Annotated in this window: 21 protein-coding genes and 1 riboswitch; of the genes, 9 read left to right on the top strand and 12 right to left on the bottom strand. The window is 39.6% G+C overall.

What is annotated here, in order from left to right; translation table 11 throughout:
* Window positions 1-77: 77 nt before the first annotated feature.
* From E2L03_RS07875 to E2L03_RS07860, 4 genes are read right to left on the bottom strand one after another with little or no spacing between them, the layout of a single operon-like run.
* Window positions 78-1,277, bottom strand: a complete 1,200-nt coding sequence (locus E2L03_RS07875) for a M20 family metallopeptidase (RefSeq protein ID WP_437183228.1) — start codon at window positions 1,275-1,277, stop codon at window positions 78-80.
* An 18-nt stretch (window positions 1,278-1,295) separates the two neighbouring features.
* A complete protein-coding gene (locus E2L03_RS07870) occupies window positions 1,296-2,165 on the bottom strand; it encodes a MetQ/NlpA family ABC transporter substrate-binding protein (RefSeq protein WP_038476460.1) in 870 nt (289 codons plus the stop codon).
* 25 nt (window positions 2,166-2,190) lie between these two features.
* A complete protein-coding gene (locus tag E2L03_RS07865; RefSeq protein ID WP_051667240.1) occupies window positions 2,191-2,871 on the bottom strand; it encodes a methionine ABC transporter permease in 681 nt (226 codons plus the stop codon).
* Entirely contained in the window at window positions 2,852-3,889 is a 1,038-nt protein-coding gene (locus E2L03_RS07860; protein WP_134258874.1) for a methionine ABC transporter ATP-binding protein, read from the bottom strand. Before E2L03_RS07860 ends, E2L03_RS07865 begins: the two co-directional genes overlap by 20 nt.
* 141 nt (window positions 3,890-4,030) lie before the next feature.
* A riboswitch (SAM riboswitch) is annotated at window positions 4,031-4,136 on the bottom strand.
* A gap of 177 nt (window positions 4,137-4,313) precedes the next feature.
* Between E2L03_RS07860 and E2L03_RS07855 the strand changes: the two genes are divergently transcribed.
* Complete coding sequence (locus E2L03_RS07855; protein WP_038476453.1) at window positions 4,314-5,153, top strand: STAS domain-containing protein; 840 nt, start codon at window positions 4,314-4,316, stop codon at window positions 5,151-5,153.
* A gap of 207 nt (window positions 5,154-5,360) precedes the next feature.
* Here E2L03_RS07855 and E2L03_RS07850 read toward each other — a convergent pair whose 3' ends face one another.
* The 4 genes from E2L03_RS07850 to E2L03_RS07835 all read right to left on the bottom strand — a co-directional run bounded on the left by E2L03_RS07850 (window position 5,361) and on the right by E2L03_RS07835 (window position 8,249).
* Window positions 5,361-6,212, bottom strand: coding sequence for an aminoglycoside phosphotransferase family protein (locus E2L03_RS07850; protein ID WP_243839512.1), 852 nt, complete (start codon window positions 6,210-6,212; stop codon window positions 5,361-5,363).
* Between the two features lie 140 nt (window positions 6,213-6,352).
* Entirely contained in the window at window positions 6,353-6,796 is a 444-nt protein-coding gene (locus E2L03_RS07845; protein WP_166740221.1) for a hypothetical protein, read from the bottom strand.
* A complete protein-coding gene (locus E2L03_RS07840) occupies window positions 6,793-7,383 on the bottom strand; it encodes a DedA family protein (protein WP_134258872.1) in 591 nt (196 codons plus the stop codon). The genes E2L03_RS07845 and E2L03_RS07840 overlap by 4 nt, the downstream gene beginning before the upstream one ends.
* Window positions 7,384-7,847: 464 nt before the next feature.
* The gene (locus E2L03_RS07835) at window positions 7,848-8,249 is read right to left on the bottom strand and encodes an STAS/SEC14 domain-containing protein (protein ID WP_124741231.1); all 402 of its coding nucleotides are present in this window, start codon (window positions 8,247-8,249) and stop codon (window positions 7,848-7,850) included.
* Between the two features lie 254 nt (window positions 8,250-8,503).
* Here E2L03_RS07835 and E2L03_RS07830 point away from each other — a divergent pair, with 254 nt between their 5' ends.
* From E2L03_RS07830 to E2L03_RS07820, 3 genes are all read left to right on the top strand, one after another.
* Entirely contained in the window at window positions 8,504-9,076 is a 573-nt protein-coding gene (locus E2L03_RS07830; protein ID WP_055737136.1) for a TetR/AcrR family transcriptional regulator, read from the top strand.
* A gap of 68 nt (window positions 9,077-9,144) precedes the next feature.
* Window positions 9,145-9,486, top strand: coding sequence for a DMT family transporter (locus E2L03_RS07825; protein WP_134258871.1), 342 nt, complete (start codon window positions 9,145-9,147; stop codon window positions 9,484-9,486).
* Window positions 9,486-9,800 carry a DMT family transporter gene (locus E2L03_RS07820; protein WP_055737134.1) on the top strand — a complete coding sequence of 105 codons (315 nt, stop codon included), beginning with the start codon at window positions 9,486-9,488 and terminating at the stop codon, window positions 9,798-9,800. Before E2L03_RS07825 ends, E2L03_RS07820 begins: the two co-directional genes overlap by 1 nt.
* A gap of 98 nt (window positions 9,801-9,898) precedes the next feature.
* Here the strand turns inward: E2L03_RS07820 and E2L03_RS07815 are convergent, their stop codons facing one another.
* On the bottom strand, window positions 9,899-10,633 hold the full coding sequence (locus tag E2L03_RS07815) for a class I SAM-dependent methyltransferase (protein WP_134258870.1): 735 nt from the start codon (window positions 10,631-10,633) through the stop codon (window positions 9,899-9,901).
* Window positions 10,634-10,751: 118 nt separating this feature from the next.
* Here E2L03_RS07815 and E2L03_RS07810 point away from each other — a divergent pair, with 118 nt between their 5' ends.
* Both E2L03_RS07810 and E2L03_RS07805 read left to right on the top strand, forming a co-directional pair.
* Window positions 10,752-11,729, top strand: coding sequence for an acrylyl-CoA reductase family protein (locus E2L03_RS07810; RefSeq protein WP_134258869.1), 978 nt, complete (start codon window positions 10,752-10,754; stop codon window positions 11,727-11,729).
* Window positions 11,730-11,771: 42 nt separating this feature from the next.
* The gene (locus E2L03_RS07805; RefSeq protein WP_095149476.1) at window positions 11,772-12,323 is read left to right on the top strand and encodes a nucleotidyltransferase family protein; all 552 of its coding nucleotides are present in this window, start codon (window positions 11,772-11,774) and stop codon (window positions 12,321-12,323) included.
* 14 nt (window positions 12,324-12,337) lie between these two features.
* Here E2L03_RS07805 and E2L03_RS07800 read toward each other — a convergent pair whose 3' ends face one another.
* From E2L03_RS07800 to E2L03_RS07790, 3 genes are read right to left on the bottom strand one after another with little or no spacing between them, the layout of a single operon-like run.
* Window positions 12,338-12,856, bottom strand: coding sequence for a hypothetical protein (locus tag E2L03_RS07800; protein WP_124741227.1), 519 nt, complete (start codon window positions 12,854-12,856; stop codon window positions 12,338-12,340).
* Entirely contained in the window at window positions 12,853-13,068 is a 216-nt protein-coding gene (locus tag E2L03_RS07795; RefSeq protein WP_055737129.1) for a helix-turn-helix domain-containing protein, read from the bottom strand. The genes E2L03_RS07800 and E2L03_RS07795 overlap by 4 nt, the downstream gene beginning before the upstream one ends.
* 10 nt (window positions 13,069-13,078) lie before the next feature.
* Window positions 13,079-13,555, bottom strand: a complete 477-nt coding sequence (locus E2L03_RS07790; RefSeq protein ID WP_038476414.1) for a DUF2975 domain-containing protein — start codon at window positions 13,553-13,555, stop codon at window positions 13,079-13,081.
* Window positions 13,556-14,148: 593 nt separating this feature from the next.
* On the opposite strand from E2L03_RS07790, the gene ileS reads away from it, so the two are divergent.
* From ileS to E2L03_RS07775, 3 genes are all read left to right on the top strand, one after another.
* Entirely contained in the window at window positions 14,149-17,232 is a 3,084-nt protein-coding gene (gene ileS / locus E2L03_RS07785) for an isoleucine--tRNA ligase (protein ID WP_437183227.1), read from the top strand.
* A gap of 211 nt (window positions 17,233-17,443) precedes the next feature.
* Window positions 17,444-18,292, top strand: a complete 849-nt coding sequence (locus E2L03_RS07780; protein WP_124741225.1) for an aldo/keto reductase — start codon at window positions 17,444-17,446, stop codon at window positions 18,290-18,292.
* A gap of 241 nt (window positions 18,293-18,533) precedes the next feature.
* Window positions 18,534-19,613 carry an AI-2E family transporter gene (locus tag E2L03_RS07775; RefSeq protein WP_134258867.1) on the top strand — a complete coding sequence of 360 codons (1,080 nt, stop codon included), beginning with the start codon at window positions 18,534-18,536 and terminating at the stop codon, window positions 19,611-19,613.
* Window positions 19,614-19,783: the final 170 nt, after the last annotated feature.

Here is a 19,783-nt window from a genome sequence, read left to right as displayed (position 1 = left end):
TCCGTCCATTTAGCTAGTAAGAATAGCAAATAAAAAGATGGCCCTTTCCACTTTTGGAAATAGGCCACCTTCACTTATCATTTCTCTGCTAGGCTTTTTCGACTTTCTAATTCTTTCTTTGCTTCTTCAATAATGGCAGGTTCTTTTAGTAAACGATAGCCGATCAGTGCCAGCCCTTTTGCACCTGTTAACAAAGCTTCGTCGCCTTTTTGCGATGCAGCAGCTTCTCGAAATGGTACTGTATGGGCAACTAGTTCACTTGGTCCGATTTTTATATACGGATGAATGGTTGGCACAACTTGACTAATATTCCCCGTATCTGTTGAGCCCAGCCCTTCTCTTTCACCAGGTATAATGGTTTCCCCTAGAGTTGCAAACGTTTCGTTGAACACATTGTTTAGCGTATCATTTGGTATAAGGTTATCCACTTTGTTTTGAAATTCAACGATTTCTACTTCTGCTCCTGTTGCAAGCGCCGCTCCTTGCGCAATCGCATCTACTTTTGCACGTACAACATTCGCTTTTGGTCTTGAATCTGCTCGAATGTAAAATCGCGCCCGTGCATAATCAGGAACAATATTCGGTGCATCTCCTCCATCTGGAATAATGCCATGGATGCGAACATCGTCTGTCAAATGTTGACGCAGTGCGTTAATACCGTTAAATAGCTGAATCACGGCGTCTAGTGCATTGACACCTTTTTCTGGAGAACCAGAGGCATGAGCAGATACACCGCGAAAGACATAATCGACAGGATCTACAGCGAGGGAGGAGCCTGAAGGTCTTGTTTCGTTGGCGGGATGAATGATCAACGCTGCATCAATTCCCTCTAGATAGCCTTCACGTACAAAGCTCCCTTTTGCACTTCCATTCGTTCCGCCTTCTTCCGCTGGCGTACCAAGGACAACAACACGACCACCAATCTGATCCAACTGTTCAGCTAGTGCAATTCCTGCAGCCACACTTGTTGTACCGATAATATTGTGTCCACACGCATGACCTAAACCTGGTAGCGCATCATATTCAGCAAGAAAGGCAATGGTCGGTCCTTCTCCTACTCGCTTTTCAGCTACAAATCCTGTAGGGTGGCCAGCAATATCCTCTTGAATTGTAAAGCCAGCTTCTTTTAATAACGTTGTTAATGTTAATGAAGCAAATACTTCTTCATTCCCGATTTCTGGATTGTCATGAATGGCGTGGCTCGTTTTAATATAGCGTAAACGATTCTCTACAAAATGCTCTTGTATGGATTGTTGAACAGATTCAATGGTTGTCATCGTCATCTCTCCTCAGTGTTATTTTGGATAGCTGTTCAATTCTTCTAGTGAAATAAACGTTGGAATTCGTGCTCCTTTATGCTCTTCAATAATCAACTGTTCAATTTCTTCAGATTGATACAATTCAACTAGACGTAATAATACAGGGTTATCTTGATCTTCGGTTTGCGCTGCTATGATATTAATATACGGTGTTGCCGTTTCATCTTCTCTATAAATAGCATCATCGGTAGGACTTAAACCTGCATCAACTGCAAAGCCATTGTTAATAACCGCTGCGTCCACATCCTGCATAATACGAGGTGCTGTAGCCGGGGCAATTTCCGTTAAATTTAAGTTTTTCGGGTTCGCTTTAATTTCGTTTAACCCGCTTGTCACACCAAAATCGTCCTCTAACTCAATTAAGCCTGCCTCTGCTAGCAACATTAAATTACGCGCCTGATTGGTTACTTCTTTATCAATGGTAATATCTGCTCCATCTGGAATATCTTCAACACTTTCGTATTTATCGGAATACAATCCCATTGGTGCAAGGACAGTCGATCCAATTGCCGTAAGGTCTAAGTTATGTTCTTCTTTGAAATTATCGAAGAATGAAACGGTTTGAAAGGCATTAATATCAATTGACCCGTCTGCCAATGCTTGGTTCGGTTGCGTATAGTCACTAAAACGAACAATTTCTAATTCAATGCCTTCCTCTGCTGCCACTTCAGATATATGGTCCCACTCAGGTGAATCAGTGCCTGTAATGCCCACTTTGACATGAACAGGATTTTCTGGGCTGTATGATTCTCCTGCATCAGCTAAAGAATTTGTATCGTTCCCACATGCTGTTAACGTAAACGCTACAGCTCCAGCGAATAGTAGTGCTTGGTGAAATTTTTTCATTGTATGTTCTCTCCCTTTTTTCTATCTATCGTCGTCTAACTTTCTTTGAAGCAATATTCCCAATGGTTTGTAAGCCTTGCACCATGATAATTAATAAAAGTACTGTAATAAACATCGTTCCATCATCAAATCGATTGTATCCGTAAGAAATCGCTACTTCACCAATGCCCCCGGCGCCAATTGCTCCTGCCATAGCTGTTGCACCTAGAAGACCAATTGTTGCTGTTGTCATACTAAGAATAAGTGAACCCATTGCTTCAGGTACGAGAAACTTAAAGATGATTTGCCATTTAGAAGCACCCATTGAGTCTGCCGCTTCTATAATACCTGGTTCGATCTCTAATAAAGAGTTCTCAATTAGACGGGCAATGTACGGCCCTGCATAAAAGACAAGCGGAACAATTGCCGCTGTCGTTCCATATGCTGTGCCAACGAAAAAACGAGTAATCGGGATAATCGCAACGAGTAAAATAATAAACGGTATCGACCTTAAAACATTGATAACAGGATTAATTAAATTGTAAATCAATCGGTTTTCCATAATATGTCCAGGTCTTGTAACAACAAGAATGACACCTAATACAACACCTAGTAAAGCGGAAAAGAGTAAAGACCAAGCCACCATATAGATGGTTTCAAATAGGGCTTGTGTGAGAATATCACTTGTAATTTCTGGGCGTATGGCTTCAGGCAACCAATCCAGCATCTTTCGTTACCTCCTTCACCTGAGCATCATATTTCTCAAGATAGCTTCGCGCTGTTTCTTGAGCAGCTCCATTTCCTTTTAAACTTAAATAAAGAGCACCAAAAGAGGTTTCTCTCACTTCATGCATAGATGCGTATAGAAGTGATACATGTAATCCTTGATGAACCAAGTCATTAAATACAGACAATTGCTCTGTTTCATCTGTCACATCTATTTTGTAAATGCGTTCATCGCTTCCTTTCTGTCCAAGGTATTGCTTCACTTTCTCTGGTAGATCATCAGGAATGATCGAGCGTACGAACTTTTTCGTTGTTTCATGTTCCGGCCGCGCCAACACATCCTCCACCTTCCCCTGCTCAACGATGTGGCCACTTTCCATAACTGCCACTTTGTTACATATCTCTCGTACAACGCCTAATTCATGGGTAATCATTAGAATCGTAATGTTGTACTCCTGATTAATACGTTTTAACAATTGCAAGATTGAGCTTGTTGTCTCTGGGTCAAGAGCAGACGTTGCTTCGTCACATAAAAGTACAGCAGGATTAGTGGCAAGAGCACGAGCAATGCCAACACGTTGCTTCTGTCCACCAGATAGTTGGTCTGGATAACGAGAAGCAAACTCTTCTAATCCAACGTACTGCAACAATTCATTCACACGTTCTTTGACCTCGGATTTCTTCGTTTTCACTAGTCGAAGTGGGGTCGCAACATTTTCAAATACTGTTTTAGATTGTAGTAAATTAAAATGTTGAAAGATCATTCCAATATTTCGCTTCGCACGTTGTAACTCTCGAGGCTGTAAGCTTACGAGATTTTCATTGTTTACAATGATCTCTCCAGCCGTTGGCCGCTCAATTAAATTCACTGTCCGTATTAATGTACTTTTTCCAGCCCCACTAAAGCCGATAACCCCGAATATATCTCCTTTTTCTATTGTGAATTGTATATTTTGTAAGGCGTGAACGTCTTGACCATTTGACGAGAACGTTTTGGACACGTTTTTAAATTCAATCATGTCTAATCCTCCTAATTCGATGTAATTACTAAGTTTTATGCAAATACGTACTGTGTATATGTCTGCTATTCATTTTTAAAATCAAAAAGCCCCTCTTTCGTTAATGAAAGAGGGGCGAATAAGTATCATCATTCAAGCTCGCTCTTATCATCCAGGATCTTCATCTCCTGCAGGAATTAGCACCTTCCACCTAAGTGGGGTTGCTGAAGCGTCATTGGGCCAGTCCCTCCGCTCCTCTTAATAAGAAAAATTATAAAATTTGTTGTTGAACGTAGTGTAGCAGATTTTATTTTCGTTTTGCAAGTGTTTTTTGAAAATAATTTTATAAAGCGGTTACACAAAAACCTTCATTTCATCCCTAAAAGATACTTAAATTGGACAAGTGAACAAGGTTGATCTCATAATATAAAAAAGGAGGTGCACTATGTCATTATACGAATTTTTAAAGGAAAACACATGGAATTTAACCGAACAATGGTATGCAGATCTCGACAAAACAAAAGATGGCGTTTACGGCTCAAATGACCCCGTTAAAATTGAACGGTTAAAGAAACAAAATTATGCGTTTCATGAATTGTTTTGTGAACTGTTTCGTGAAGATTATAACGCTGAGCATACAAAAGCATTTGAACAATGGATTCTGTCTATTGCTAAAGACCAAGCTCATTTAGCAACACCGATTCCCGAGATCATTGAAGAGTTTTTAAATGTCCAAGATCAGTACATACAGTTGATTAAAGACTACATTGAAGAGACAAATGAACAGGTATCCTTTGATCAGTATGATCAATGGATAGATATTCTTGTAACAGGATTTAAAGAAATTGTCATTGCCTTTAGTCGTAACAATATGGAATACGCTGACCAGCAGTTACGAGCACAACAAGAAATGATTACAGAATTAAGTTCTCCAGTCATTAAACTCAGACGAACGATCGCGTTGTTGCCTTTAGTAGGTGAAATTGATACACATCGTGCGCAAGTCATCTTTACACAAACATTGGAAGAATGTGTCTCAACAGATATTCATTCGCTTTTAATCGATTTATCTGGTGTTCCCGTTGTCGATACAATGGTTGCCAATCAACTCTTCTCACTCATTGACGGTTTAAAATTAGTTGGTACCAAAGCGTCCTTATCTGGTGTACGACCAGAAATTGCTCAAACATCTGTCCAGCTCGGTATAGACTTTTCTACAACTAAAATTTATTCTACTATTGAACAAGCATTAGATGAATTGCTTCATGCCGTTCCGCACTATTAAACATAAATCATTAGTATGAAAAAATGACCATAAGCCCATTGGACTGATGGTCATTTTTTATTAGATGTTGCCTGCAGATCAATTAATCAAACGTTTAATGAAGATGAAAAAGAGCCGAACAAAAGGAATTCGACGCACGTTTAACTTATTTTCATTATGTCGATCCACGAGATTCCTCTTCAGTTGATAAAGGAACATTCCATTACTCTACAAGACAAAATTTTTTACTCTTTCAGCATTTTCTTTGTAAAAGTCGAAATGTTCTTCTAGACCACGACGCTTGCTCCAACCGATACTATTAAATGCATCGACAAATTGATAAAAGGATAGAACGAGCTCCAAATTGATCATTGGTCGTACCGTTTTATACCCTTCTTGAAATGCATCAAATAGCGCACTATCTTTACTCAAGTAGTCACGATACAACTTAGTAAAATCAATTTCCGTCGATCCAAAGCGGACGCTTTCAAAATCAAGTACGCCAGCAATGCCTTTATCATCCACAAGAATATTCGCCGCACGAAAATCCATATGGACGAAGCTTGGTCCGTCTGGTGCAGGTAATAGCTCCTTTAGCTTTTCAAAGTGTACTATAGCTTTCTTATAGAGAGACGCTTCCATAACTTCTTTTACATCTTCTGCAAAACTATAAAACTGACGTTCAACAAATCCTGTCCAATTAGAAAACTCATTATCAATTCCTTTGAGTACCGTCTTATCTGATGGGGCTACGTTATGCATATTCCCTTGCAAAATGCCAACTTCATACGCTATATTAGGTGATGCCTTCTGTTGAGCTAAGGAAATGCCATCTAATTTAGATAACAGTAATGCACCTGAATACGTATCATCTCCTTCCCACGTCGCAAGTAAGCTTGGCGTGCGTACATTGTTCTTTAAGATGTCGTACGCTTCTCGTTCTCGTTCAAACTTAATTTTTGAATAGGGAATTTTCACAAACACTGTCTCACTGTTCGTCAATTCGCAGCGAACAACGGTTGAGCTTTTTGAGTCTTCAACTTCTTCTAGCCTTTTAATATCCAATTCAAACGCTTCCATTATTCTATTAGGTAGCATCGTTTTCCCCTTCCTTTCATACTAGATTGAATAAAACACGCCTTTTATTATAACGGATTAGCACTAGAATAGGTTTTTTATTTCTTAAGTGTGCAGAAACGAAAAAAAAACGTATCGGCTGATTAACCAATACGCTCTTTCCGACTCTTTTCTTTTGATTCCATGCCAATTCGCTTCCACATTGGAAACGTTGAACACATGAACCCCAGTAGACCACCGCTCTTTAAGACAGACTCTCGCATACTAATAACAGCCAGAAGCTCTGCTTTTCGCGCTTCTCTTGCCTCCTTTGACTCATTAAGGGGAAAGGCGCACAGGTAGAAATTACTTGAACCATCATCCGCCGAGACTTCTCTCGCTTTTTCAAAGTGAACTTCAAGATTCAAAATCCATTCACTCTCTTGTTTTACTGGGTAAGCGTAATAGAGTTCGTCCTGTATATAGTGTCGCTGTTGCTCCTGTAAGTACGTATCTGTAATGTGTTGATATTTACCGCTATCAATAAGCATAGATGTGCCTCCGATATAGCTTTTACTACTAGTATTTACGGAGTTTGCTATTTTCATACATTTCTTTTTCTATGTTTCACTAACAGGTAGATCAAGAACACTATGACTAAACCAATACCAAATGGTACTAAGTATTGCTGTAGCAACCCTTTTACTTCCGTCCAGTTCTCTCCTAATTCTACACCAAAGTAAACATAGAAGAATGAAATCGGTGCCATTGCTAGAAACGTATATAATGAAAAAATCCAAGGATTCATCTTTGCCATGCCACATGGTACCGAGATAAGTGTACGTACACCAGGTAAAAAGCGAGCACTAAAGGCAACGAAAGCGCCGTGGGATTGAAAAAATTGATCGGCTTTTTGTAAGTTATCCTTATTCATAAAGACATATTTTCCATACGTTTCAAGCAATGGTCTACCACCGAATCGACCAATTGAATAAAGTGTAAGTGGCCCTACCACTCCCCCTAGAGATCCTGCAATGACGACACCCCAAAACCGCATCTCTCCTTCTGAAACCCAGAAACCCGCGAGAGGTAACACAAGCTCAGCTGGAATAAATTCTATACACAATGCGATGAAAACACCTAGATATGAAAGATCCTTAAACCATTCCAATAATTCGAGTAGAAGTTGCTCCATAGTATCCCTACCTAATCACTTATTTCATTCTTCATAAACATTGAGAATGTATATTCTCTCTCAAAAAGTTAAAAGCCTTTATAGCTAGACATTTTCGATATTATTTCATGGGGTTTCCGATTTGTTAGCCAAGCTTTATACAACTATATGCTCTTTTACATTGGACATGATGAGATTTAAATAATTTACTAAAATTAAAAAGACGAGGCTGGGACAAAAGTAGATAGACAGACAAAAACGACGAACATTCCTGAAAATAGGAACGTTCGTCGTTTGTTTTATATGAACATTAGCGGAAGGAGAATCCGAAGACTCCTGGGGGATCAGCACGTGTCTGAAGACTCTGGAGTGGCGGTTTTCCAAGGAGGAGGCTGAGGCCGTGTCCCCGGAAAGCGAAGGATTCTCCTGTAGCGGTGCTACTCAGCATATTTTAGACTATTCGTCTTTTCAACTACTACTTTTCGTTATGTCCCAGCCTCGTTTTGGTTTTTACTATAATTCTTCTGTTTTAAAAAAGTGAGCGCTTCATCTATTTCAGTAAAGTGGGTTTCCGATTTATGACTTGATTCTTTGGCCGTTCGTCTTAATTGAAGTTTAGCTACATTACTTTGCACCACTACTGCCGCTTGATCCATTCCTTTCTGTATTAACCATTCTTGGTGAGCAACTACTTCCTTCTGTGTTTCTGGCTTGAATACAATTACGTCCTTCATATTCACGATTAAATGAAACCGACTAAACTGATGCGATCTTAAAATCTTATTAATCTCATCATTCGCTTGATGTACGCCCTCTGGTGTTAAATTGGATTCCCATTTAACAGCAATAATGGCGTGTTTCGTATCTTCTAGTGAGACTTTATACATTCAATTTCCTCCTCAACTTCTCTATAAGCTTATACCTTTTCACATAAAAATCAAAACCTTTGAACTACGCCTTTATACACTTTTGTGAAATAAAGGCTAAACAAACAACTAGAAATCCTATTCTAATGTGCTCACTATTTACTGTAAAAGATTTTGTGATAGGACTACATAAGAGGATGTAACAGGATTGACTTCTACTACTCATTACGCTATTATATGAATGACAGTCAGTCATTTTTAAGGATGTGTTTACATTGGATAAGCGTGAACGGATTATTACCGCTGCCATTGAAGCGTTTAGTGAAAAAGGTGTCGAAAAAACAACCATATCCGATATTGTGAAACGTGCAAACATTGCCCAAGGTACGTACTACTTGTATTTTCCTTCTAAACTATCGGTTATGCCTGATATCGCTGCTGTTTTTGTTGATCATCTTATGGTGGAACTGAACAAAAATGTAACAGCAAGCTCATTTAAAAAACAGTTACATGAACTGGTTGATACTGTTTTTCATACAACGGAGCATCATAAAAACCTTGCTGTTCTTATTTACTCAGGTTTGACCCAGTCGGAGCACCTACAGCAATGGGAAACGATCTATACGCCATTATACGATTGGCTTGCAGATCGTTTGGAGCAAGCAAAGCAAACAAGCGAAATAAGAAACTCTTTACGCTCAGATGCAACGGCTCGTATTATGATAGGGACAATCGAGTCCACCGCCGAGCAACTGTTTCTCTATAATCAAGAAGATAGTGGTTACGTAAATGAACACAAACAAGAGCTCATTATTTTTCTAACAAACGCTCTAGGTGCGAGTGATTAATTCACTTGCTTTTCTTTCAAATTAAAAATGACTGAATGTCATTCATAAACTAGATAGGAGTTATATAGATGAACAAGGGATGGATTTTCGTTATTCTCACATGTTTATTTGAGTTGTTTTGGGTACTTGGGTTTAACCTTGCTACCACTTGGTGGCATTGGGCTATCATTATTACTATTATCACGGTTGATTTTTACTTTTTAGCAAAAGCATGTGAAAGCTTACCTACAGGAACCGTTTACGCCATTTTTGCTGCTGCTGGTACAGTTGGAACAGCACTTATGGATATTTATCTTTTTGGAGGTTCCTTCAGTTTAGCAAAAGGGTTCTTTATGGGGATGCTCGTTTTTGGCGTTATTTTATTAAAACGATCAGATGATGGTGCAAAACAAGAGGAGGTTATCACATAATGGGATGGTTTTTCGTTTTTTTAGCGGCATGTTTTGAAATTACTGGAGTTATCGGTTTAAAATCGTTTAGCAAACGGAAATCATTGAAACATGCGGTTCTATTCTTTGGTGGCTTTGGACTTGCATTTTTCTTTTTGTATTTGTCATTTCTTTCTTTACAAGTAAGTGTAGCGTACGCAGTCTGGATCGGTATCGGAACTGCTGCTGCTGTTCTCATTAACATGATTTTCTTTGGTGAATCTAAAAGTAAAATACGTATTGTCAGCTTAGTCATCATTGTAGTCGGTGTTACAGGACTTAAAGCGGTATCTTAATAAAAAAGAAACACTGTAAGCATGATTTATTCCCATGTTTACAGTGTTTTTCTACTTAAAGCGGATAATTGACCCTTCAACATAACACACCATTATTTTCAGCGTACTTTCGCCTTTATAATGAGAAACATGGGTCTCCGTAATTCTTCTTTATACTCAGGATTTTGTGCCAAGAGGTCTGGATCTGGTCTTGGCTCTTCTACTCTTTCAATTGAAAATCCAGCTTCTAGTAATGTATTTAAATAAGTCGTAAGCGTACGATGGTATTTAACAACATGATCTGTTAAGAATGATGTTTGGCGAATGGATTCTTCTTGATAATGATCAATCGGCCAGTGATCAATGTTTCCTTTTGAGTCATACATCCAATCTTGTTCCGCTCGTGCCGTAAATATGGGATGCTCAACAGAAAAAAGAAATTCCCCATTTTCCGCGAGTAATTGTTTTACGTTGTTTACTACGTCTTGATAGCTATTCACATAATGGAGCGCAAGTGAACTAAAGATCATGTCAAATGAACCGGCTTCAAATGCCATGTCTTCAATAGCTCCCAATTTAAATTCGACGCCCTCTTGATTGGTCATCTCACGTGCAGTTTGAATCATTTTTTCTGAAAGATCGATTCCTATAACTTGCTTCGCTCCTTGATCGTAAAAGTAACGTGAGTGCCAGCCAAAGCCACACCCTAAATCCAACACTTTTTTATCGACAAGGTCTGGTACGAGTGATTTTAATACATGCCATTCACCTGCTCCTTTAAGTCCTTGGACAGAACGAGGCATCTGTTTATATGCTTCGTAGAAATCGGGTTCATCGTATTTATTTTGCTTCACTTGTTCCGCCTCCATTCCTTTCTATCGTATCGTGTAGATCTGGTACAAGCAAGATGATTGACTTCCTCCATCTTAAACTTCTACCATTAGAATACAGTAAGGAAGGAAGTGAATTTTTATGACATTTAACGCATTTGTCCTCCGAAAGGAAACGCTACTTGCAGGACAGATAGAACAGTGGGATTTAGAAGAATTAGTAGAAGGCAATGTGCTTATTAAAGTCGCTTATTCAAGCGTAAATTATAAAGATGCGATGGTTGTAAAACAAGGCAACCTTGCTGAAACTTCCCCACTCATTCCTGGTATTGATTTAGCAGGAACGGTTGTCCATTCAAAAGACAAGCGATTTTCAGAAGGTCAGAAAGTCATAGCTACAAGTTATAAAATTGGAACCTCTCATCACGGAGGCTATGCGGAGTATGCGCGAATTCCAGCCGAATGGGTTATTCCACTCCCAGAAGGATTAACGTTAAAAGAATCTATGATTTTAGGAACCGCTGGTTTAACAGCTGCTCTTTCTATTATAAAATTAGAACAAAATGGCTTAGAACCTGCTGGAGGAAAAGTTGTTGTTCCAGGTGCGACTGGCGGTGTTGGTAGTCTTTCTGTAGAACTGTTAGCAAAGCGTGGTTATCACGTTGTCGCAGGTACAAATAAAGTAGAAGCTCACGATTGGTTAAAGCAGCTAGGCGCTTCTGAAATTGTTACCCGAGAAGAACTGGAAGAAAGCGAAAAGCTATCCATTCGTCAAGGTGAATGGGCAGGTGCTATTGATGCAGTAGGGGGAAAAACCACTTCCTATCTACTTACTACATTAAAAAGAGGCGGCTCGATTGCATCTAGCGGACTAACCGGTGGCGTTGAAGTTGAAACGACGGTTTTACCCTTTATCGGACGAGGTATCAATTGGCTAGGAATTGATTCTGTAACCTGTCCAATGAAAGAACGAGCACATGCTTGGTATCGATTAGCCACAGACTTAAAACCATCTTTTCTAGGAGAGACAGTAAACGAAATTACCTTAACCCAATTAAATGATGTATTAACGAATGTTGTAAAAGGGAGTGTTAAAGGCCGTACGATTGTACAGCTTTAATTCAGAAATGAATAGGGGAGAGCGTTTTTCAGAAGGAGTTGCATAATGATTCACACAAAAGAAGATGTTCTCACTCTTATACAAGAAGATGAGTGGATGATGGACGCGCTAGCGGTTGCTGAAGAACTTCAACTAAAGGATTGGTGTATTTGTGCAGGGTTCGTACGCGGGAAGATTTGGGATACTTTGCATGGTTTCCAGCGAACAGAACTTCCAGATATTGATGTGGTCTACTACGATGCTACTTGTTTAGAAAAAGATAAAGAAAAAGAATATGAACACAAATTGCATCGTCTTTTTCCTGGTCAACCTTGGTCTGTAAAAAATCAAGCACGTATGCACATTGTCAATCAAGTTCCCCCTTATGACTCTATGCAAGAAGCGTTATCACGGTTTCCAGAAACGGCTACAGCCTTGGGTGTTCGCCTTAATCAAAACAAGCTAGAACTCATTGCCCCATTTGGTGTCAATGATGCGGTCAACCTTCTTGTTCGTCCAACACCTGCCTACCTTCACAATCTAGATCGCTACCATCAGCGTATGAAGAAAAAGAACTGGCAAAAGATCTGGCCTAACTTAACCATACAATGGTAAAAGAAGAGGACGGTTTAACCGCCCTCTTCCTTCCCACGATAACTAATGACAGTTAGATTCATCACCCACGCTATGAAGCTGATGACGCCAATCATGATAAGGCCAATTTCCCAATGAAACAATTCTTCTCCTGTTCGACTACTAGGAAGAAACCATACGATAAGCGCCGTAATGAAAGCCAATAGATAAAAGCTACTCCCGATAAACCCCATCATAATCGGGCGATTCCCTTGGTATCCACGATTCAGTATTCCCCAAGCAAGAACACTCATAATCGTTCCAAAAACCATTGCAAACAAAGGACTCATATCCATCCCTATTAATGCTGGTACATATAAACACAATACTGTAATGGACACCAAGACAACATTCAGTCCAAACGTCAAAATGCCCGCCTTTAAAGGAGACTGGAACCCTTTTTTTGTTTTTAATCGATCTACAAGAACATGCCCTTCCAACATTTGAAGAAACGGTTTTAAGAAGAGAAGGAATATAAGAAGAAAAATCGCTCCAATCAGAATCATTATGGTCATAGGCTCTCCCCCTTCTCATATTCCAGTATGTCACCAGGTTGACAATCAAGTACTTCACATATGGCCTCTAGTGTCGAGAACCGTACTGCTTTTGCTTTTCCGTTTTTCAAGATTGATAGATTCGCCATTGTCACACCAACACGTTCAGATAGTTCGGTCATACTCATTTTCCGCTTTGCTAACATAACATCTAATCGAATAATTATTGCCATCGCTTACACCTCAAATCGTCAAGTCGTTTTCTGATTTTAGGCGAACCGCTGAGCGTAGTAGCTCTTGTAATACAGACGCAAAGAAAATAATGACTACAGTTATGAGCATAATCGTCAAGACAATCATGACAAAGCCTATATGTATGGCATTTAATAAAAATAAACTAATTAACCCAACACCGTACAAGATAATAATCGCGACTGCACAAAACTTAATATTTCCCAGCGTTTTAATGGCCCAATCTGTAAACACATAATCATTTTCTATTAAGCTTAGTAATTGAAACGCTTGTTGGAGCGCAAACAAAAACGGCACCACCGTCATATAGACACCTGCTAAAACCGGAATTCGAAGATAGGCGAAACTAGGATTATCAATGGCAATATAGTGTGATAAAGGCGGTAACACCCAAATACAACTAATTAATACTAGAACACCAAGGCTAATTGTAATGCCCTTTAAAAATAAAACTCTCCCACGTTGCATAGAACACCTCGGTACTTTTTTATCATTGTATAACAAGATTTTATCGTTTATCAATAAAAATTATAACAGTCTAACGACATTTCTTCTAGTCAAAAGTAGTTCAAGAAAGGAAAAAGAAAGGTGCTTAGTAAAAACCAACTATTTATCAAAATTTCTACTTAATCAATAAGGCTAAGGGGAACTTCCAATTTTGAAGACTATTTCTTAATACACGAAACAAATCCTGTTTTTACTGCACCGATGTCTATTTGACATTCCTCGTCCCGCTCTTTATACTAGGAATAATTCAAATAATTGATTCGATGACGAGACCGAGTAAGATTGAATTCTTTTCTACAGAGAGTTGACATAAATGCTGAAAGTCAACGTTAAGACCTTTCTGAAAATCTTCTCCGAGAAGCAAAGCTGAACCGATCCTTTTAAGCTTTGCCGGCTCCCTACCGATATGAAGGGCGCGTATGTTGGTACGTAGTGATGATGACAAGCATGCAAACCACTACTTCTGTATGGTTTTTTTTATGTCTACTATTGAGTGAATAACACCTCGATCCTGCGACCTGGATGGAGGTTTTTTTAATTTTATAAAGAAGGTGATGACGCAAATGAGCGAAACGACGGCACATGTCCGTGAACAACGGGTACGCGAGCGTTGGGAAAAGGACAACACATTTAAACAGTCAATTGAAAAGCGTGAAGGAAAAGAAACGTATGTTTTCTACGAAGGCCCTCCGACTGCAAACGGAATGCCTCACGCGGGTCATGCTTTAGGACGTACAATGAAAGACTTTGTTGCCCGGTATAAAACAATGTCTGGGTATCAAGTTCTTCGTAAAGCTGGCTGGGATACCCATGGTTTACCTGTAGAATTAGAAGTACAGAAACAGCTCGATTTAAAAGGAAAAGACGAAATTAAAGCATACGGTGTTGAAGCATTCATTGAAAAATGTAAAGAGAGTGTCTTTACGTACGAGCGAGAATGGCGCCAATTCACGGAAGCGCTTGGCTATTGGGTAGATATGGACGACCCATATGTCACCTTACAGAATCCTTACATTGAGTCAGTGTGGAACATTCTTTCAACCATTCATCGGAACGACATGCTTTACAAAGGTCACCGTGTTGTACCTTACTGTCCAAACTGTGAAACCTCTTTAAGCTCACACGAAGTTGCTCAAGGATATAAGGATGTTACCGATTTATCAGCAACAGCAAAGTTCTTAATTGAAGGAACGAAGAATGAATACCTTCTTGGCTGGACAACAACTCCTTGGACATTGCCTTCCAACGTAGCGATTGCTGTTAATCCAGATATGACTTATGTAAAAGTGGAAAAAGACGACGAAGTCTACGTTGTTGCAGAAGCTTTAGCTGAAAAACTACTTGGTGAATCGCCGAACGTTGTCGGTACATTAAAAGGATCAGAACTTATTGGTACGAAATACGATCCTCCATTTAATTATCTTTCTTTAAATAGAGGTCATGAAGTAATCGGTGCCTCTTTCGTTACCGATTCAAGCGGTACTGGCCTTGTTCATATGGCACCTGCCCACGGTGACGATGACTATCAGGCTATCCGGGAAAGTGGCCTTGATTTCGTAAATGTCGTAGATTCAAAAGGCCGTTATACAGAAGAAATCGGTCCACTTGCTGGTCGTTTCGTAAAAGATTGTGACGTTGATATCGTTAAAATGTTAGCCCATAACGGACGTTTATTCTCAAAAGAGCGCTATGAGCATAGCTATCCACATTGTTGGCGTTGTGACAGCCCCCTTCTCTATTACGCAATGGAAGGTTGGTTTATTGAAACAACGAAAATGAAAGATCAGCTCATTGCCAATAACGAAGGAGTGGATTGGCACCCAAGTCATATGCGCGAAGGTCGATTTGGTAAATTCCTTGAGAATGTGGTTGACTGGAACATTGGGCGTAATCGATTCTGGGGCACACCATTAAATGTGTGGGAATGTGACTCCTGTGATAAACAGGAAGCGCCTGCTTCTATCGCCGAACTACGTGAACGTGCAGATCAAGAGTTAGGCGAAGATATTGAGCTTCATAAACCCTATGTTGATGGCATTACATTTACATGCGAATGTGGTGGAACGATGCATCGGACAAGTGAAGTGATTGATGTATGGTTTGATAGTGGCTCTATGCCATTTGCACAATACCACTATCCATTCGAAAATGAAGCATTGATGAACAAGCAATTTCCTGCTGACGTTGTCATTGAGGGAGTCGACCAAACACGTGGTTGGTTCTACAGCTTACTTGCAGTATCCACTTTATTTACAGGCAAAGCGCCTTATAAGCGCGTACTTTCGCTTGGGCATATTTTAGATGAGAACGGACAGAAAATGTCTAAGAGTAAAGGAAATGCCTTAAATCCAGTTGAGCTCATTGAAGAATTCGGAGCAGACAGCTTACGCTGGGCATTACTTGCCGACAGTGCACCTTGGAATAATAAGCGCTTCTCTAAGAAGACCGTTAGTCAGACGAAGTCAAAAGTGTTAGACACGCTAGCGAATGTACATTCTTTCTATAAAATGTACGCGGACATTGATCGCTTTGATCCAAGAACAGTCGAGACAGGCAAGCAAACGAAGCTTGATGAATGGATTCTATCACGCCTAAACACCGTTATTGCAGAAGTGACGAAAAGCTTAGACGCATACGATGTCACGAAAGGCGCAAGAACCATTGCATCGTTTTTAGACGAAATTAGTAACTGGTACATCCGTCGTTCTCGTGCGCGTTTCTGGGCGAGTGGTATGGATGAAGACAAACGTGCAGCTTACCACACGTTGTACGAAGTTATTACGAAAACAACACAATTAATGGCTCCATTTGCGCCATTTTTGTCTGACGAAGTTTACAGTGACTTAGCTGGAGAAAGTGTCCATTTAACCGATTATCCAGTAGCCGATTCCACTCAAGTAAACTCTTCACTTGAAGAAGAAATGGATGCGGTTCGCCAAGTCGTTGAATTGACTCGTTCGATTCGTAATCAAACAAGCTTAAAAACGAAGCAACCGCTAGCTCAATTAGCAGTTGTACCAGTGAAGCAATCCGCTCATTTGGAAGCATATAAAGGCATTATTGCAGAAGAAACAAATGTAAAGACCATTTTACTTGATGCGAATCAAGACCAATATGTGTCCCAGCAAGTAAAATTAAACTTCCCTGTTGCAGGACCGAAATTAGGGAAATCAGTTGGTCTTGTACAGAAAATGATTGCTCAATTTGGGGATACACAAACCCAACAATTCCTTGATGCTGGCAAAATGGTGTTAAACTTAGAGAATGATCAAGTCGTAGAAATTGAAAAAGAAGATGTTCTCGTTGAAAAGAATCCATTACCAGGCTTTGAATTCGCTGAAGGCGATGACTACTTAGTCGTTCTTGACACGAATGTCACAACGGAGCTTAAAGAAGAAGGATTTGTTCGCGAAGTCATCCGTGCGGTTCAAGTTTACCGTAAAGAGCTTGACCTACCAGTTGAAAAGCGTGTTCATTTAACGATTCATGCATCAGCAAATGTGGAAGACATTTTACAACGCTTTGAAACCTTTATGAAAAATCATGTTCTAATTGATAAGCTTTCATTCGGTCAAGAAGACGATATGAAGTCCTTTGATGTTGAGGGTGAAACGGTTTCTCTTAGCATTCAAGATTGATAAGCCGCAAAAGAGAGGTTGCCAAAAATGGCACACCTCTCTTTTTTTGCTTGTACACCTTTTCATTCCCTAGCTGTTTGAATCCATTCATGCTACTGCACATTGACACTCTATCAGAACAATCCGTCCTGCACTGAAATCTGAATCTTCTTATTAGACCGTCAACCTTTCACATGCTAGACTAGTAATAATACACTATAGGAGTGATAGAATGGTAGATTCAATTCCAATTCGCACGTTAAACGACGGCTTACAAGTCCCAACTATTGGCTACGGTACTGCACAATTGAAAGGCCATGCTTGTGTTCATTCGATTCAAAGCGCTATTGAGATTGGCTATCGCTTAATCGACTCAGCGTTTAATTACGAAAATGAAGGAGCTGTCGGTGAAGCCGTTCGACGGAGTTCCACACCGAGAGAGCAACTGCGTATCACTTCAAAACTACCAGGAAGGCACCATGCGTATAACAAAGCTGTTGAAACCATTCAAGAATCACTGCTTCGGACAGGACTTGACTATTTTGACTTATATCTTGTTCATTGGCCAAATCCAAAGCAGGGCCTATTTGTTGAAGCATGGCAGGCATTAATAGATGCTAAACGCTGGGGTCTTGTTCGCTCCATTGGCGTAAGCAACTTTCTTCCCGAGCACCTCGACCAAATTATTAACGAAACTGGTGTTACACCTAGCTTAAACCAGATTGAATTGCATCCATATTTTTCTCAAGAAGAACAGCGTGCCTATGACAAGAAACTAGGAATTGTCACTCAGAGCTGGAGCCCACTTGGTCGTCTTCGTTCAGACAGCGTTTTTCATGATCAGCTGTTTGACGACATTGCTGAATCATATGGGAAAACAAAAGCACAAATTATTTTACGCTGGCAAATTCAATTAGAAAATCTACCTCTTGTCCGATCTTCAAATGTTTCTAGGCAGCAGGATAATTTAGCACTATTTGATTTTGAGTTAGACAATCCTACGATGGATGCGATTAATCGTCTTACCCGTGAGAACGGACGAATTGACAACCAAAATCCGAATGAGTACGAAGAATTCTAAATGACGCATAATACTAAAAAAAATAGACAAAAGCGCTAATAGCAAGGGGCTCGTGAATATTTCCCTATCTATCGCGCTTTTTTCTTTCTATTCTTAACAACAAATTTCTTCTCGCGCTCTTCTTGGTATCCCTTTTTTCTCTTTCTTTCTAACGAAACCTTGCATGTGACGTAACGTCACAGTGTATACTTGCGCTATAATGATAGAGAACCATACTACGATGCCAGGAGTGTACGATTTTATGCTTAACAAATTGTGGTTTCAACTAGGTGTTGGAATTCTTTTACTCATTCTAATTATCAAGAATGTTGTCGAAATCCAGTGGCTGTTTGAACCGATTTTAATTGTTGTAACAACGATTTTAATACCAGTTTTACTTGCGGGGCTATTATTCTATATCACAGAACCCCTTCACCGGTTCTTGATGAAAAAAATTCCTCAATGGGCTTCTGCTTTGAGTATTTTAGCCCTTATTGCTACACTCTTTGTAGTTGGCGCACTATTTATTTTAGACCCGCTCATTGATGAAGCAAATAAATTAATTCGCAATGTACCTATGATTTTCCAACAACTCGAAGAATTTGTTATGCCGTATATAACAAATAGCGGGACAGCTGCGTTTGATTTAGAACAATCGATAGGGTCTCTACTTGATTCACTTGAGAACATTATTGTCGTAAGTTCAAGCTATATTATTTCCTTTTTGAGTGGTGCCATTACGACGATTCTAGCTTTAATACTTGTACCGTTCTTTTTCTTCTTCATGATGAAGGACTATCATCGTTTTGCACCTGCCATTGTCCAGTACTTTAAAGGCGAAACCCAAAAATGGATGGCAAAATTACTACACGAAATTGATTTCGCTTTAAAGAGCTATGTCCAAGGACAAGTATTGGCTGCATTAATGTTAGCTATTTTGCTTTTTATAGCCTACTCCTTCGTTGGGCTGGATTACGCTTTGCTTTTGGCTTTATTAGCTTTTCTCTTAAATATGATTCCTTTCTTAGGCCCATGGCTCGCGTTTTTCCCAGCATTCATTATTGCGCTTATTCAAGATCCTATCTTGGCGATTTGGGTTTCTGTTATTACTTTAGTTGTTCAACAAGCAGAAAGTAACCTGATTACGCCAAACATTATGGGAAAGAAGCTCAGCGTACATCCTATTACCGTTATTACGCTCGTCCTTGCAGCAGGAAATATTGCTGGCTTTCTCGGAATGATTATTGCCATTCCAACGTATGCTGTTGCAAAAGTAATTGTAACGAACATTTATGAAATGCGACAAAATGTTAAAAAAGAGCTCTTTAGAGACGTACTCTAAGGAAAGTTAGCAACTTCAGAAGGAATTAAAAAAGACGAATCTCGTTCCCATTGAGATTCGTCTTCTATTTCACACCCTCCCTCTCCTGACACCTTTCTCACTATTCCAGTTATTCCCCTGGAAATAATTAATCGTTAATTGTCGATTTAACCTACTTTTATGCATACTTT

Source organism: Shouchella oshimensis, from assembly GCF_004375095.1.
GTDB lineage: Bacteria > Bacillota > Bacilli > Bacillales > Bacillaceae_D > Shouchella > Shouchella oshimensis.
Note: the sequence above shows the minus strand (reverse complement) of the source record. Positions and strands in the feature narration are given on the sequence as shown.